The organism is Amycolatopsis cihanbeyliensis (genome assembly GCF_006715045.1).
Taxonomy (GTDB): domain Bacteria; phylum Actinomycetota; class Actinomycetes; order Mycobacteriales; family Pseudonocardiaceae; genus Amycolatopsis; species Amycolatopsis cihanbeyliensis.
In genome coordinates this window covers 304,953-319,570 of record NZ_VFML01000002.1, presented here as the reverse complement: position 1 = coordinate 319,570, position 14,618 = coordinate 304,953, and the positions used below count along the sequence as shown (strand labels likewise).

Annotated in this window: 14 protein-coding genes; 9 read left to right on the top strand and 5 right to left on the bottom strand. The window is 70.9% G+C overall.

The genetic code is table 11. The features are described 5' to 3' along the window. Nucleotides 1-1,722, bottom strand: a complete 1,722-nt coding sequence (locus FB471_RS29960; protein ID WP_142003092.1) for a hydantoinase B/oxoprolinase family protein — start codon at nucleotides 1,720-1,722, stop codon at nucleotides 1-3. Continuing rightward, a complete protein-coding gene (locus FB471_RS29955) occupies nucleotides 1,719-3,764 on the bottom strand; it encodes a hydantoinase/oxoprolinase family protein (protein WP_142003090.1) in 2,046 nt (681 codons plus the stop codon). Before FB471_RS29955 ends, FB471_RS29960 begins: the two co-directional genes overlap by 4 nt. A gap of 175 nt (nucleotides 3,765-3,939) precedes the next feature. Between FB471_RS29955 and FB471_RS29950 the strand changes: the two genes are divergently transcribed. The 7 genes from FB471_RS29950 (at nucleotide 3,940) to FB471_RS29920 (ending at nucleotide 9,862) form a co-directional block, all read left to right on the top strand. Beyond that, entirely contained in the window at nucleotides 3,940-4,929 is a 990-nt protein-coding gene (locus tag FB471_RS29950) for an FAD-dependent oxidoreductase (RefSeq protein WP_142003088.1), read from the top strand. 24 nt (nucleotides 4,930-4,953) lie between these two features. Further along, complete coding sequence (rpe, locus tag FB471_RS29945) at nucleotides 4,954-5,622, top strand: ribulose-phosphate 3-epimerase (RefSeq protein ID WP_142003909.1); 669 nt, start codon at nucleotides 4,954-4,956, stop codon at nucleotides 5,620-5,622. Nucleotides 5,623-5,640: 18 nt separating this feature from the next. Continuing rightward, nucleotides 5,641-6,675, top strand: a complete 1,035-nt coding sequence (gene ribD, locus FB471_RS29940; protein ID WP_142003086.1) for a bifunctional diaminohydroxyphosphoribosylaminopyrimidine deaminase/5-amino-6-(5-phosphoribosylamino)uracil reductase RibD — start codon at nucleotides 5,641-5,643, stop codon at nucleotides 6,673-6,675. 4 nt (nucleotides 6,676-6,679) lie between these two features. Then, the gene (locus tag FB471_RS29935; protein ID WP_142003085.1) at nucleotides 6,680-7,309 is read left to right on the top strand and encodes a riboflavin synthase; all 630 of its coding nucleotides are present in this window, start codon (nucleotides 6,680-6,682) and stop codon (nucleotides 7,307-7,309) included. Next, nucleotides 7,306-8,625, top strand: coding sequence for a bifunctional 3,4-dihydroxy-2-butanone-4-phosphate synthase/GTP cyclohydrolase II (locus FB471_RS29930; protein ID WP_246076791.1), 1,320 nt, complete (start codon nucleotides 7,306-7,308; stop codon nucleotides 8,623-8,625). The genes FB471_RS29935 and FB471_RS29930 overlap by 4 nt, the downstream gene beginning before the upstream one ends. Nucleotides 8,626-8,902: 277 nt before the next feature. Continuing rightward, a complete protein-coding gene (gene ribH / locus FB471_RS29925) occupies nucleotides 8,903-9,409 on the top strand; it encodes a 6,7-dimethyl-8-ribityllumazine synthase (RefSeq protein WP_142003083.1) in 507 nt (168 codons plus the stop codon). Then, on the top strand, nucleotides 9,410-9,862 hold the full coding sequence (locus tag FB471_RS29920) for a PH domain-containing protein (protein WP_142003081.1): 453 nt from the start codon (nucleotides 9,410-9,412) through the stop codon (nucleotides 9,860-9,862). It abuts the gene before it with no gap. 7 nt (nucleotides 9,863-9,869) lie between these two features. Here FB471_RS29920 and FB471_RS29915 read toward each other — a convergent pair whose 3' ends face one another. From FB471_RS29915 to FB471_RS29905, 3 genes are all read right to left on the bottom strand, one after another. Beyond that, nucleotides 9,870-10,652, bottom strand: a complete 783-nt coding sequence (locus tag FB471_RS29915) for an exodeoxyribonuclease III (protein WP_142003079.1) — start codon at nucleotides 10,650-10,652, stop codon at nucleotides 9,870-9,872. 84 nt (nucleotides 10,653-10,736) lie between these two features. Continuing rightward, complete coding sequence (locus FB471_RS29910; protein ID WP_142003077.1) at nucleotides 10,737-11,168, bottom strand: PPOX class F420-dependent oxidoreductase; 432 nt, start codon at nucleotides 11,166-11,168, stop codon at nucleotides 10,737-10,739. A gap of 100 nt (nucleotides 11,169-11,268) precedes the next feature. Beyond that, nucleotides 11,269-12,219, bottom strand: coding sequence for a LysR family transcriptional regulator (locus FB471_RS29905; RefSeq protein ID WP_142003075.1), 951 nt, complete (start codon nucleotides 12,217-12,219; stop codon nucleotides 11,269-11,271). A gap of 74 nt (nucleotides 12,220-12,293) precedes the next feature. Between FB471_RS29905 and FB471_RS29900 the strand changes: the two genes are divergently transcribed. Together FB471_RS29900 and FB471_RS29895 are read left to right on the top strand one after the other, a co-directional pair. Next, the gene (locus FB471_RS29900) at nucleotides 12,294-13,649 is read left to right on the top strand and encodes an APC family permease (protein ID WP_142003072.1); all 1,356 of its coding nucleotides are present in this window, start codon (nucleotides 12,294-12,296) and stop codon (nucleotides 13,647-13,649) included. Nucleotides 13,650-13,722: 73 nt separating this feature from the next. Further along, a complete protein-coding gene (locus FB471_RS29895) occupies nucleotides 13,723-14,598 on the top strand; it encodes an aminoglycoside phosphotransferase family protein (RefSeq protein WP_142003907.1) in 876 nt (291 codons plus the stop codon). Nucleotides 14,599-14,618 lie beyond the last annotated feature (20 nt).

Below are 14,618 nucleotides of genomic sequence, written 5' to 3'. Positions count from 1 at the left end.
TTACTCGGACTCACCACGCGGTGAGTGCGTCGGTTCCGGGCCTGCTTCGATGGGCACGCCGTATTCCTCGGTCGCCTGCTCGGCGGAGATGAGCCGATCGGCGACGTCCGCCTGCACGGCGGCGGAGTCGCGCTCCCACGGGTCGCCGAAGCCACCCCCGCCACCGGTCATGCAGCGAACCACGTCACCGGCACGTAGCCGGTAACCGTTGCATTTGAGCATTCTGCGCTCGTCCGCCCGACCCGGGTTGATGGTCACCTCGGGGGGTTTGGCCTCCTGCCCGCCGAAAAGGCCCCACGCCGGGGTCACCGAGCGTTCGAACCACAGCGAGACCGTGCAGTCGTGCTGCACAACGTACTCCCGGACAACCCCGTTGCCACCACGCCAGCGGCCGGAGCCCCCGGAGTCCGTTCTGATCCGGTAGTCGATCACCCGCATCGGGTAGCAGGTCTCCACCACCTCGATCGGCAGGTCCTTCAGCGAGCCGTTCACGTTGTTGATCAGTGCGCTCTCCCCGTCCGAGCCCTGCCACGCGCCCCAGCCGCCCAGAGTTGCCTCCAGGCTCACGTAATCCCTGCCGGTACGCGGGTCGTGCCCGGCGAACAGCGCGATCATCGAGTCGCCGTGGCTGGCTCCGGCCACCTTCTCCGGCATCGCCGGCGCGAGTGCCCTGGCGACCAGATCGATCAGCAGGCCGAGGTGGGAGAAGTACCACTGGCAGGCGGCGGGTGCTTGCGCGCCGAACACCGAGCCCTCGCGCACCTGCACGGTCAGCGGCCGGAAGGAGCCGCCGTTGCCCGGCACGTCCGGGCTCACCAGTAGCTTGTAGCCCACCCGGCAGGCTGCGACCGCCTGTGCGGTGCCGCAGTTCACCGGTCCCTCGGCCTGGTCGGCGGACTCGGTGACGTCGAACTCGATGTTGTCCCCGCACACCGTGATCCGCAACTTCACCGGGATCGGTTTGTCCAGCTCGATCCCGTCGTTGTCCAGGAATCCCTCGGCGTGGTAGATCCCGTCCGGGATGCCGTCGATCACCTCGCGCTCGATCCGTTCGGTCTGCGCGAAGATCTCGTCTCGCGCGGCGCGCAGGGTGTCCAGTCCCCAGCGTTGCACGATCTCGGCCAGCCGGTTCTGTCCCATTCGGATGGTGGCGATCATCGCGTGCATGTCGCCGGTGGTGGGGTAAGGGAAGCGCACGTTGGTGGCGATCGTGTCGATCACCCCGTGCACCTCGGCGCCACCGTCGATCAGCTTCTGCGGTCCGAGGCGCAGCCCTTCCTGGAAGATGTTCACCGAATCCATCGACCCGCCGGGATCCTTGGAACCGACGTCGATCCAGTGCGCGCGGGTGGCGGTGAACCCGACCAGTTCCGCACCGACGAACACCGGGCCGAAAATGGTGACATCGTTGAGATGCGTGCCGCCGAGGTAGCTGTCGTTCAGGATCCACACATCGCCCGGTCGCCAGATCTCCCTGCCGAACCTCTCCTCGGTGGCCCTGGTGCAGGTCTCCAGATTGCCGAGGAAGATCGGTAGCCCGGCGGACTGCCCGAGCACCTGGTGCCGGTCGTCCAGCAGGGCGACCACGCAGTCACCGCATTCGTAGATGATCGGGGTGTACGCCGAGCGGATCAGCGTGGCGTTCATGTCCTCGGCCGCCGAGGACAGCGCGTTGCGGATGATCTCCACGACGACCGGGTCCGCGGTGTGCTGCCTGGTCATTGCTGCTCCCTGTCTCGCACGACGAGCGAACCGACGGAGTCGACCGAAAGGCTCCATCCGGGTGGAACCACCGTGGTCGCGGTGGCCTCGACCACCACGGCCGGCCCGTCCAGCCGGTGCCCAGCGGCCAGGTCCTCCCTGCGGACCACGGCGGCGTACTGCTTCTCGCCGTTGAACACGGCCTCGCGCGCCCGGTACGGGACTCCGTGCCTGCTCATCGGCTGGAACCGTTCGGTCTCGGCGCGCCCGAGATCACCGAGCGCCGTGGTACGCAGCACCACCAGCTCGATCGGGGCGCCCGGGTTGGCGTGGCCGTAGCGGGTCTCGTGCAACTGCCCGAACCGCTTGGCGAGCACCTCGCGGAAGTCCTCCCTGCGCGGCTCGCCGGCGTCGATCAGGTCGACGGTGAGGGTGTACTCCTGCTCCACGTACCGCACATCCACGGCATGCGCGACGCGACGGTTGGCCTCCGGGACGCCCTCGCTGTCCAGTGATCGCAGCGCCCGCTCGGCCATGGCGTGCAACTGCACGGCCATGTGCCCGGTGTCCAGGTCGGCGTCCCGGTAGAAGTACGGCTCGGAGAAGTCCTTGCGGATCTCGGCCTGCAGCATGCCCCAGGCGGAGAAGGCGCCGGGGAACCGCGGCACGATGATGTCGCTGATGCCCAGCTCACGGGCGATGAAGGCGGCGTGCATCGGCCCGGCGCCGCCGAAGGCGACCAGGTCGAACTCGCGCGGCTCGACTCCGCGGGACACGGTGATCGTGCGGATCGCCTGCGCCATCTTGGCGTTGGCCACGTCGCACATGCCCTCGGCCATCGGCACCGGATCCAGCCCGAGCCGCTCGCCGAGCTGGGTGATCGCGACCTCGGCCGACGCGGCGTCCAGCGCGAGCTCCCCGCCGGCGAACCATTCCGGGATGATCCGGCCGAGTACCAGGTTCGCGTCGGTCACCGTGGGTTCGGTGCCGCCGCGGCCGTAGCACGCGGGCCCGGGATGGGCACCGGCCGACTGCGGCCCGACCCGCAGGCCCCCCGCCTCGATCCACGCCGTGGACCCGCCGCCCGCGCCGACGGTGTGGATGTTCACCACGCTCATCAACATGGGCAGGCCCTCGATCTTGGCCTCGGCCGAGATGTCCGGCCGGCCGTCGATCACCAGGGACACGTCGAAGGAGGTGCCCCCCATGTCCACGCAGATCAGGTTGCGCCGCCCGCGGTGCTCGGCGAGCGCGACACCACCCATGGTGCCGCCGACCGGACCGGACAGCAGTGTCTGCAAGGGATGGTCGCGTGCGGACTCGGCGGTGAGAATGCCGCCGGAGGACTGCATCACGTGCAGCGGCACGGAAAGGCCGCGCTCGCGCAGGTCGGACCCCAGGCTGGCGAGGTACCGCTGGGTGACCGGGCCGGTGTAGGCCTCCAGCACGGCCGAGGAGGTGCGCTCGTACTCGCGCCACTCCTTCGCGGCCTCGTGCGAGAGGGAGATGGTGACCTCGTCGCCCAGCTCCTCGCGCAGGATCTCCCTGGTGCGCCGCTCATGTGCCGGGTTGGCGTAGCTGAACAGGTAGCCGACCGCGATCGCGCCGAACCCTTCCGTGCGGTACCGGCGGGCGGCGGCGCGCACGGCCGCCTCGTCCAGCGGGTCGAGCTCCTCGCCCGCGGCGCCGATCCGCCCGCCGACCTCGACGATGTCCCGCAACGGGACCAGCGGCTCCGGCTTGCGGTAGTGCAGGTCGTACAGGCGGGTCCGCGGCCCCCGCGCGATGTGGTACGTGTCCCCCGCGCCCGCGGTGGCCAGCAGGAGTACCCGGGGACCGCGCCGCTGCAGCAGCGTGTTCAGGCCCTGGGTGGTGCCGTGCACGGCAAAGGAGATGTCCCCCGCCGAGTCGATGACCGAGTCGAGCGCGGTGAAGACGCCTTCGGTGAGGTCCTCCGGGGTTGTCGCGGCTTTGCCCGCGACGTAGTGTCCGGTTTCCTCGTCGTAGGCGATCACATCGGTGAAGGTGCCGCCGATGTCGAAGGACGCTCGGTACCGGCCCATGTCGGCGGACTCCTCTCCGTAACCGTTCCGTCCACGGTAGGAGCGCCCGCCCGCGCGCAGTTGTGCGTGCTGCACAGTCGGGTCGGGGTCCACGGTGTGTGTGGCACATCTCCCGGTAACGCGATGGTGTCCGTTTCCCAACTGCGGTGCGTACACCCTTCGATAGCGTGGCCGCATGCGCGGTCGATCTGCCGGTCAACCTGCCGGCGCAACCCGTCCCGACGTGCTGGTACTCGGCGCCGGCGTGATCGGGCTGAGTACTGCCGTATGTCTCGCCGAAGCCGGGCACCGGGTGCGGGTGTGGGCCGAGCGGCTGCCCGCCGAAACCACCTCGGCGGTGGCCAGTGGGGTGTGGGTACCCGGGCTCACTCCACGTGATCTCGAGTGGAGCCGGGTCACCCTCGCCGAGCTGTCCGCGTTGGCCGGGCGGGAGGGCACCGGGGTGCATCCGGAGTGGGGACTCGAGGTGTCCGACCTTTCGGACGAGCAACCCGTGTGGGCCGCCGAACTGCCCGAGATGCGGCCGTGTCGCCCGGATGAGCTTCCACCCGGCATGCGCACCGGTCTGTGGGCCCGGGTTCCGATGATCGACTTGCCGGTTTACCTGGACTTTCTTGGCACCCGCCTGGCGGAGGCCGGTGCGGAGCTGCGGCGGCGGGCGGTGGGTGACCTTGCCGAGGCGGCCGCCGCGGCGCCGGTGGTGGTCAACTGCACCGGGGTGGCCGCAGGGCGGCTGGCAGGCGACCCGCGGGTGCGGCCGGTGCGCGGCCAGCACGTGGTGGTGCGCAACCCCGGCGTCGAGCACTTCTACATCGAGGCCGTGGATTCCACCGAGTGGACCGGCTTCTTCCCGCATGGCGATCGGGTGCTGCTGGCAGGGGTCAGCCAGCCGGGCGACTGGAGTCTCGAGCCGGACCCGGAGGTCGCGGAGGGGATCCTGCGCCGGTGCGCGCGGATCGAGCCGCGATTCGCCGAAGCGGAGGTGCTCGGCCACCTGGTCGGGTTGCGGCCGGGGCGGGAGGCCGCCCGGCTGGAGGAGGAGCGAGTCGGGTCGGCGAGAGTGGTACACAACTACGGGCACGGCGGGGAGGGGGTCAGCCTGTCCTGGGGGAGCGCCCGCGCGGTTGAGCGCCTGCTCACCTCCTGGCGGGGGCGGTCTTGGTAGGTTGCGGCCGTGTCCCATCGACCACTGATCGCACCGAGCATCCTTTCCGCCGACTTCGCCCGCCTCGGCGAGGAGATCACCGCTGTCGCCGGCACCGGGGAGGAGCGGGCGGACTGGGTGCACGTGGACGTCATGGACGGGCATTTCGTCCCCAACCTGACCCTCGGGTTGCCGGTTGTACGAGCGTTGTTGCAGGCCAGCGACGTGCCACTGGACTGCCACCTGATGATCGACGACCCGGATCGGTGGGCGCCGGGCTACGCCGAGGCCGGCGCGTACAACGTGACGGTGCACGCGGAGGCCGCGCATGACCCGGTCCGCCTCGCCAAGGACCTGCGTGCGGCGGGCGCCAAGGCGGGACTGTCGATCAAGCCGGACACCCCGCTCGAGGACCACCTCGAGGTGCTGAAGCACTACGACACCCTGCTGGTGATGTCCGTGGAGCCCGGATTCGGCGGGCAGTCCTTCATCCCGGAGGTGCTGGCGAAGGTGCGCACCGCGCGGCGGCTGGTGGACACCGGGCACCTGCGGGTCCTGGTGGAGATCGACGGCGGGATCAACACCGAGACCATCGAGCGGGCGGCCGAGGCCGGAGTGGACTGCTTCGTGGCCGGATCGGCCGTCTACGGCGCCGAGGACCCCGGCCGCGCCGTCGCGGCGCTGCGCACGCAGGCCGCGCGCGCGGGGCGCTGAGGAACGGACGCCGGGGCGATGAACGAACGTGCGCGGCTGGAGCGGGCCATGCGGACCGCCATCGCGCTGAGCGAGTCGGCACGCGGCTGGACCAGCCCGAACCCACCGGTCGGGGCGGTGATCCTGGACGAGAAGGGGGTCGTGGCCGGGCAGGGCGCCACCCAGCCGCCCGGCGGTCCGCACGCCGAGGTGGTCGCGCTGCGGCATGCCGGGCTGCGCGCGCTGGGCGGGACCGCGGTGGTGACGCTCGAGCCCTGCGCGCACCACGGGCGCACTCCGCCCTGCGCGGACGCGTTGGTCGCGGCCGGGGTGCGTGCCGTGCACTACGCCGTCGCCGACCCCGGCCCGGTCGCCGGGGGCGGGGCGAAGGCCCTGCACGCCGCCGGGGTGGAGGCCGAGGGTGGCCTGCTGGCCGGCGAGGTCGAGGCGGGTCCGCTGCGTGCCTGGCTGCACTACGCGCGCACCGGGCGGCCACATGTGACCTGGAAGTACGCGGCCACCCTCGATGGGAGGGCCGCCGCGGCCGACGGGACCAGCAGGTGGATCTCCTGCCCGGAGTCCAGGACCGAGGTGCACGCCGTGCGGGCCAAGGCCGACGCGATCGTGGTCGGCACCGGCACGGTGCGCGCCGACGACCCCGCGCTCACCGCGCGCACCCCCGGCGGCCACCAGGCCGATCACCAGCCGCTGCGGGTCGTGGTCGGCACCGGCACGGTCCCGGACGGCGCGCGGGTGCTGGACGCGGTGGCCCCGACGGCGATGCTGCGTACCCGCGACCCGGATGTGGTGCTCGCCGAGCTCGCCGAGCGCGGGGCGGTGGATGTGCTGCTGGAAGGCGGGCCGCGACTGGCCGGCGGATTCGCCGCGGCGGGCCGGATCGACCGGATCCTCGCCTTCGTCGCGCCTGCCCTGCTCGGCGCGGGTCCGACGGCACTCGGCGACGCGGGCGTGTCGACCATCACCGAAGCACACCGCTGGGCGGTCGAAGGGGTCACCATGAGTGGAAAAGACGTGCGGATCTCCGCCGTACCGGCCCGCGCCGGAGAGGAGTAGTTTGGTGTTCACCGGCATTGTCGAGGAGCTCGGCGAGGTTACCGGCGTCGAGCAGCTACCGAACGCGGCGCGGATGACGGTACGCGGGCCTCGGGTGACCGAGGACGCGGCGCACGGGGACTCCATCGCCGTGAACGGGGTGTGCCTGACCGTGGTCGACGTGGCCGGGGGCGAGTTCGGCGTCGACGTGGTGGACGAGACGTTGCAGCGTTCCGGCATGGCGAAGGTGCAGGTGGGGGATCGGGTGAACCTGGAGCGGGCGACGGCCGTCGGGGAGCGGCTGGGGGGCCACATCATGCAGGGGCACGTGGACGGGACAGGGGTGTTCCTTACCCGGGACCCGCAGGGCCTCGCCACCTTCGCCATGCCGCCCGCGCTGTCCAGGTACCTGGTGCAGAAGGGTTCGATCGCGGTGGACGGCGTGTCGCTGACCGTGGCTGCCACCTCGGCCGAGGAGTTTCAGGTGGCACTCATCCCGACCACCCTCGAGCTCACCACGCTGGGCCGGCGCGAGCCGGGCGATCTGGTCAACCTCGAAGTAGACGTACTGGCGAAGTACGTTGAGAAACTGGCCTCCGCACACCTACCCGGCCAGGCCAAGGAGCATCATGGGGGTACGGAGGAATGGTCATGAGTGAGACAGTGGATTCGGTCGCGGAGCCGGCGGAGGTGGGCGCCGAAGGGGACCCGGGGGATATCGACCTGGCCATCGCGGACATCAAGGCCGGCCGGCCGGTCATCGTGGTGGACGACGAGGACCGGGAGAACGAGGGCGACCTGATCTTCGCGGCGGAGAAAGCCACACCCGAGCTGCTGGCGTTCATGGTCCGCTACACCTCCGGCTACGTGTGCACCTCGCTCACCGGTCCGGACTGCGACCGGCTCGACCTGCCGCCGATGTACCACTCGAACCAGGACCAGCGCGGGACCGCGTACACCGTCACCGTGGACGCGGCCGACGGCATCACCACCGGGATCTCGGCCGCCGACCGCTGCCACACCATCCGGCTGCTGGCCGACCCGAAGTCCACCGCGGGTGACTTCCGCAGGCCAGGGCACGTCGTCCCGCTGCGCGCCAAGGACGGTGGCGTGCTGCGCAGGCCGGGGCACACGGAGGCCGCCGTGGACCTCGCCCGGCTGGCCGGGCTGGCCCCCGCCGGGGTGCTCTGCGAGATCGTCTCGCAGAAGGACGAGGGCGATATGGCCCGCCGGGACGAGCTGGAGGTCTTCGCCGCCGACCACGATCTGCGGCTGATCACCATCGCCGACCTGATCGCCTACCGGCGGCGTACCGAGAGCCAGGTCGAGCGGGTGGCCGAGGCCCGGATCCCGCTCTCCGCCGGCACCTTCCGGGCGGTCGGCTATGACAGCCTGCTGGACGGGATCGAGCACATCGCCTTCGTGTACGGCGACATCGGCGACGGGGAGAACATCCTGGTCCGGGTGCACTCGGAGTGCCTGACCGGGGATGTGTTCGGCTCGCTGCGCTGCGACTGCGGCCCGCAGCTGGAGGCCGCGCTGCGGGTGGTCGCCGCCGAGGGGCGGGGGGTCGTGCTCTACATCCGCGGGCACGAGGGTCGCGGTATCGGCCTGCTGCACAAGCTGCAGGCCTACCAACTGCAGGACGACGGCGCGGACACCGTGGACGCCAACCTGGCCCTCGGCGTGCCCGCCGACGCGCGGGACTACGGCACCGGCGCGCAGATCCTGTGCGACCTCGGGGTGCGGTCGATGCGGCTGCTCACCAACAACCCGGCCAAGCGGGTCGGGCTGGAGGGCTACGGCCTGCGGATCGCAGGCAGGGTCCCGCTGCCGATCTCACCCAACCCGGAGAACCTGCGGTACCTGCAGACCAAGCGGGACCGGATGGGACATGAGCTGGCCCAGCTCGAACACGTCGATGACGTCGGTGCGGAGATGGGTGAGCTACGCAATGGTGGGCCGGCGTGAGTTCCGCGGGCGACGCCGAGCGAGCATCGCAGGTCCGGCCCGCGGGCCGAGGAGCGCAGCGAGAAGGAGCCAAGGCATGAGTTCCGCGGGCGACGCCGAGCGAGCATCGCAGGTCCGGCCCGCGGGCCGAGGAGCGCAGCGAGAAGGAGCCGAGGCGTGAGTTCCGCGGGCGACGCCGAGCGAGCATCGCAGGTCCGGCCCGCGGGCCGAGGAGCGCAGGGAGTAGGAGCCGAGGCGTGAGTTCCGCGGGCGACGCCGAGCGAGAAGGAGCCGGGGCATGAGCGGTGCAGGGCGGCCGGAGACCGAGCCGGACCTCGCCGACTGCGCGGGACTGCGGTTGGCGATCGCGGTGACCCGCTGGCACCCGCGGATCACCGACAGCCTGCTGGACAACGCGCTGAAGGCGGCGCGCGCGGCCGAACTCGCCGAGGAACCGACCGTGGTCCGGGTGGCGGGCGCGGTCGAACTGCCGGTGGTGACGCAGTCGCTGGCCCGCACCCATGACGCCGTGGTGGCGCTCGGGGTGGTCGTTCGGGGTGGCACCCCGCATTTCGAGTATGTGTGCGACGCGGTGACGGCCGGGCTGACCAGGGTGGCGCTGGACGAGAGCACGCCGGTCGGCAACGGCGTGCTGACCTGTGACACCGAGCAGCAGGCGCTGGAACGGGCCGGCCTTCCGGAGTCCGTCGAGGACAAGGGCAGGGAGGCGACCGTCGCGGCGCTGGACACCGCGCAGGTACTGCGTGGGCTGCGCCAGCCGTGGAATGAGCGGGGTTTCGTGTAGATGGTGGCGACCGTGACCGAGGATCAGGTGCTTTTCCGCCCGCGGCGGGTGGTCTGGATGTGTACCCCGCTGGCGGTCGTGCTGCTGGCCGTGTTCGTCACGGTGGCGATGCTGCTGCGCGACTCCGACACCGGCGTGATCTTCCAGGCCAGCGACCAGGTCGCGATGATCGGCATCGGGATCCTGCTCGCCGGCGCGACGATGCTGTTCACCCGGCCACGGGTGCGCGCCGACACCGAGGGCATCGAGGTGCGCAACGTGTTCACCACCCGGCGGTTCTCCTGGGCGGAGGTGCTGTCGGTGAGCTTCCCGGACGGCGCCTCGTTCGCCCGGCTGGAGCTGCCGGACGACGAGTACTACTCGGTGGTCGCCGTGCAGGCGGTGGATCGGGAACGGGCTGTACTGGCCGTGCGCACCCTGCGCCGCCTGCACAAGCAGGCCCGCGGCGAGTAGCGACGGGCTACAACTCCAGGTCCACGACCACCGGGGCGTGGTCGGATGAGCCCTTGCCCTTGCGTTCCTCGCGGTCGACGTAGGCGTCGCCGACCGCGGCCCCGAACGTGGCGTCGGCGTAGACCAGGTCGATGCGCATACCGCGGTTCTTCGGGAAGGCGAGTGCTCGGTAGTCCCAGTAGGTGTAGGGGTGGTCGTACTTCAGCGGCCGGGGCAGCACATCGGTGAGCCCGGCGTCGCGCAGCACGGCGAGGGCTTTACGCTCGGCCTCGGTGACGTGGGTCGAGTCGGCGAACAGCGAGATGTCCCAGACATCGGTGTCGGTGGGGGCGATGTTGAAGTCGCCCAGCACCGCGAACGGCTTGTCCGTCGCCGCCGTCTCGGCGGCCACGGTCGCGCGCAGCGCCTCCAGCCAACGTAGCTTGTACTGGTAGTGCGGGTGTTCCGGCTCGCGCCCGTTCGGCACGTAGACCGACCACACCCGCACCCCGCCGCAGGTCGCGCCGATCGCCCTGGGTTCGGTGGCCTCCTCGTACCGTGGCTCGTCGACCAGCCCGCGGGTCACGTCCTCGATCCCGATCCTGGACAGCACCGCCACCCCGTTCCACCGGCCGAGCCCGTAGCTGGCGGATTCGTAGCCGAGCTCCGCCAGCTGTTCCCGCGGGAACGCGTCATCGGCGCATTTGAGTTCCTGCACGCACAGCACGTCCGGTGCCGCTGATTCGAGCCAGGCACGCAGCCGGGGTAGCCGGGCGCCGATGGAGTTCACGTTCCAGGTCGCAATCCGCATGGAGCGAGAGTCCCACACCCCACCGACACCCGACCCGCGCCCCGGTCGAGCCGTGTTTGCCGCCCACATCCGCGAGTTTGCCGTCTACGTCCGCGTGTTGGCCGTTCCCGTACGGACGTCGCGGGCGTTGGGCCCCGGCCCGTCCAGGTTCCAGGCCACGATCCGCCGAGGGTGGATGCGCAGCAACTCGTCGCTGAAGCCCTCCATCAGCGGTGGCACGCCGTGCAGGATCTCGGCGACGCCGCGAATCTCGATGCCACGCCCGCGTTGGCCGCCGGGGCCCACCGGTTCGGCGGTGATGTCGTCGACGACAAGGGATACCTGTGGGTTCGCCTGGACGTTGCGGTACTTCTGGGACTCGCTGAGGTGGGGACCACCGATGTCGATGGTTCCGGTGTCCGTGTTCACCCGGTAGGTGAGCGGGTTGTTCTGCGGCGTACCGGTGGTGCCGATGGTGGCCAGCCTGCCCAGTGCCTGCTCGGCGAGGTACCGGTGCTCGGTCTCGGTGAAGGTCATACGAGTAAGCCTGCTACCTCAACTTAGGTGGAGGTCAATGGGCTGTCCGCAGAACGGCTCGTGGCGGTTCATTGATCAGGAACGCCAGGTGGCTCGGCGCTCAGCAGGCCGCCCGATCGCCGGAACCAGCGCGGTCATTCGCGCCCGTGTGCTCGCCAGGGGCCGTCCCCGGCCTGCCGAGTGCCCGCAGCGCCGCCGTGATCGACGGTCTGCGGCTGGCTCCGGACCGCCACACGGCGTAGATCTGGCGGGTCAGCGCGGGTCGGGTCGGCACGAGGCGCACGCCGCTGGGCACCGGGCCACGGCCGAGACGCGGCACGATCCCCACGCCGTGACCGTCGGCGACCAGCGCGAGCTGGGTGGGGTGTTCGGCCACGGTGTGCGCGATCCGCGGCTCCACGCCGCTGTGCCGCACGGTCCGGACGAGCCATTCGTGGCAGAGTGATCCGTGCGGCCAACTGATCCAGCCTTCCCCGGCGATCTCGCCGAGTTCCACCACGTCGCGGGTGGCGAGCGGATGGTCGAGCGGAAGCGCCAGGTCGGCGTGGTCCTCGAACAGCATCGTCCTGGTCAGGTTCGCCGGTAACGTCAACGGCGTCGGCGACCAGTCCTGCGCGACGGCGATGTCCACGGTTCCCCGGTCCACCAGCGCGATGGCGTCCCCGGGCTCCCGCTCGTGCAGGTGCACCGTGAGTTCCGGGTACGTCCGCCTGAGCTCGGTCATCACCCGCGGAACCAGGCCGCGCGCCGCGGTGGCGAACGCGGCGATACCGAGCGTTCCGAACACCGCTCCGTGGCGGCCCTGGAGGTCGGCTTTCGCTTCCTCCGCCAGGGTCAGGATGCGCTCGGCGTGCTCGGCGAGGCGGGAGGCGGCGTCGGTGAGCCGGACCCCGCGGCCCTCCCGTTCGAGGAGCTTCTGCCCGACCTCACGCTCGAGCTTGGCCAGTTGCTGGGAGGCGGCCGACGGCGTCATCGTCAGCGCCGCGGCCGCGGCGCTGACCGAGCCGTGGATCGCGACCGCGTGCAACACCTGGAGCCGGTCGAAATTCATGTAAGCAACGCTACCGTGTTCCACTAAGAACTTGTCGCTTCTCTGAATTGTCTTTCCGTGCCAGGGTCGGCCCCATGCGATCCGGGGAGTCCAGCAGCCAGCTGGTGGCCGCCGAAGCTCCCGCGGAGCTGACCCGCCATCTCGGTCTCGGGCCCGCGGTCGCGCTGGCGATCACCACCGTCATCGGCGGTGGGGTACTGGCGCTGCCCGGTGCCGCGTTGCGGGAAGCCGGGAACAGTGCCTTCCTCGGCTGGCTGCTGGCGGTGTTGATCACCGTTCCGCTGCTCGCGGTCTTCGCCAGGCTCGGAGCCACCTACCCCTCCGCGGGTGGCGTCGCCGGTTTCGTGCGGGCCACGTTCGGGAGGGTCGGCGCCGCGGGTGTCGAGGTCGTGTTGATCGGCACTTTCGGCCTCGGTATGCCGGCGATCGCCCTCAGCGGTGGCGCCTACCTCGCCGCGGTGTTCGGCTGGCCGGCGAGTTCCGCCTGGATCGGCGCGATCGCCCTGCTGCTGCTCGGGGCCGGGGTGCTGCTCGGCGGTGGCGTGCTGTCCTCGAGGGTGCAGGCCGTGCTGGCGACGGTGCTGACCCTCGCGCTGGCCGCGGTCGGGGTGGTGGGTCTGTCCAGCCCGGTGGCCGAGTTCACCGCACCGGACCTGGGTGTCGAGGGCTGGAGCGCGGCCTTCGCCGTGGTGGGCATCGTCTTCTTCGGATTCACCGGGTGGGAGATCGTCGCGTTCACCGTCGGGGAGTACCGCGATCCGCGGCGGGACTTCCCTCGGGTGGTCGGGCTCAGCTTCGTCATCGTGGTCGGCGTGTACCTGCTGCTCGCGGCAGGCGTGCAGGCGGTGCTGGACCCGGCTTCCCCGCGTACCGAAACCGCGCCCATCGCCGAGCTGTTCCGCGTCGCAATCTCGCCGACCGCCGCGTCCCTGGTCTCCGTGCTCGGGGTGCTCATCCTGGCGGCAAATCTCGTCGGCGCCATGTGGGGTGCCTCGCGGCTGATCTTCTCCAGTGCCGGTACGGGCGTCTTACCCAGGCCGCTGTCGGTCCTGTCCGGGGGCGGCGCCACCCCGCGCCGCGCCGTCGTCGCGGCCACCGCGTTGTTCCTGCTGGTCGTCGGCGTGTCCGCGGCGGGCTTCCTCTCGCCGAGGACGATGTTCCGCGTCGCCGGGCAGAACTTCTTCCTGCTCTACATCCTGTCCGCGGTCGTGTTCGCCAGAGTGGCGGCGACCAGGACCGCGCGGACCTTCGGCAGGCTGCTGGCCTGCTGCCTCGGTGTGGTGGTGGTAGTCGGCTTCGACCCGGTGACCACCGCGTACGCCGTGGCGCTGTTCGCCCTCGGCTGCGGGGTCGCGCTGCGCCGGGGGTGGTGGACAGGGAGGGTCCGTGGCTTCAGGATCCTCGGGTCACCCCGGCCCCCGTCGACCTGAGCACGGTGACGTCTCGTTGACCAAAACAGTTGGGACGCGCGGCCCATGCGGGTGCACACTACCGCTGGTGGACATGGGCGACGTGAGCGCGCGGTTGGTGGGTCGATTCGGTTCCGAGGCCGAGGGGTGGCTCGCTGAGATCCCGATTCTCGCGGGGCGGCTGGCCTCCCGGTGGGGACTCGTGCTCGGTGAGCTGTTCGAGAGTGGAGCCTCCTCTCTTGTCATGCGGTGCCAATGGCCTGACGGAACGCCGGCGGTTCTCAAACTCAGTCCGGATCGGGCACTGTTGGCCAAGCAAGTGGAGATGCTGCGCGTGTTCGCGCCATCGGGTCGGGTACCGGCCGTACTGTCCACCGACGTGGAGGCCGGGGCGATGGTGTTGGAGGAGGTCCTGCCCGGCACCGAGGCCGAAGGCATGCCACCGACGTTCTTGCCGCAGCGGTGGGGAGAGTTGCTTGCCGCACTCCACGCCGTGGCTCCGCCCGCCCTGTGGCCGTGGGATCTGCGCGGTCGGTGCGACGAGGCCTTCGGTCGGATCGGCCGGCGGCTGTCCGAACCAGCCGTCGGCGCACGGATCGACCGGGCCGCCTGGCAGCGGACGATACGACGCTGTGAGACGTTGCTGGACACGCAGACCACGCTCGTGTTGCTGCACGGCGATCTGCACCTCGGCAACGCCCTGGACGGCGGCCCGTCACGCGGTCTGGTCGCGATCGATCCGAAGGCGTGCATAGGCGATCCGTGCTTCGACGCCGTCGACTACGTGGTGGACGGTGCCGGGCACGAGGGTGTCGAGGCCCGTTGCCAGCGGGTGGCGACCGCGTGCGGGCTCGACGGGGACAGGCTGTATGCCTGGAGTCGGGTGATCGCACCGATGGCCGCCATCGCGCACCTCACCTACGGTGGTCCGGAGCCGGTGATCGGTGAGCTACTCGCCCTGACCCGGTGATCGGCGAGCGAGTGTCCGCT

Coding starts and splice junctions, on each gene's coding strand:
- FB471_RS29960 (WP_142003092.1), bottom strand. CDS start 1,722: ATGACCAGGCAGCACACCGCGGACCCGGTCGTCGTGGAGATCATCCGC.
- FB471_RS29955 (WP_142003090.1), bottom strand. CDS start 3,764: ATGGGCCGGTACCGAGCGTCCTTCGACATCGGCGGCACCTTCACCGAT.
- FB471_RS29950 (WP_142003088.1), top strand. CDS start 3,940: ATGCGCGGTCGATCTGCCGGTCAACCTGCCGGCGCAACCCGTCCCGAC.
- ribD (WP_142003086.1), top strand. CDS start 5,641: ATGAACGAACGTGCGCGGCTGGAGCGGGCCATGCGGACCGCCATCGCG.
- FB471_RS29930 (WP_246076791.1), top strand. CDS start 7,306: ATGAGTGAGACAGTGGATTCGGTCGCGGAGCCGGCGGAGGTGGGCGCC.
- ribH (WP_142003083.1), top strand. CDS start 8,903: ATGAGCGGTGCAGGGCGGCCGGAGACCGAGCCGGACCTCGCCGACTGC.
- FB471_RS29920 (WP_142003081.1), top strand. CDS start 9,410: ATGGTGGCGACCGTGACCGAGGATCAGGTGCTTTTCCGCCCGCGGCGG.
- FB471_RS29915 (WP_142003079.1), bottom strand. CDS start 10,652: ATGCGGATTGCGACCTGGAACGTGAACTCCATCGGCGCCCGGCTACCC.
- FB471_RS29910 (WP_142003077.1), bottom strand. CDS start 11,168: ATGACCTTCACCGAGACCGAGCACCGGTACCTCGCCGAGCAGGCACTG.
- FB471_RS29905 (WP_142003075.1), bottom strand. CDS start 12,219: ATGAATTTCGACCGGCTCCAGGTGTTGCACGCGGTCGCGATCCACGGC.
- FB471_RS29900 (WP_142003072.1), top strand. CDS start 12,294: ATGCGATCCGGGGAGTCCAGCAGCCAGCTGGTGGCCGCCGAAGCTCCC.
- FB471_RS29895 (WP_142003907.1), top strand. CDS start 13,723: ATGGGCGACGTGAGCGCGCGGTTGGTGGGTCGATTCGGTTCCGAGGCC.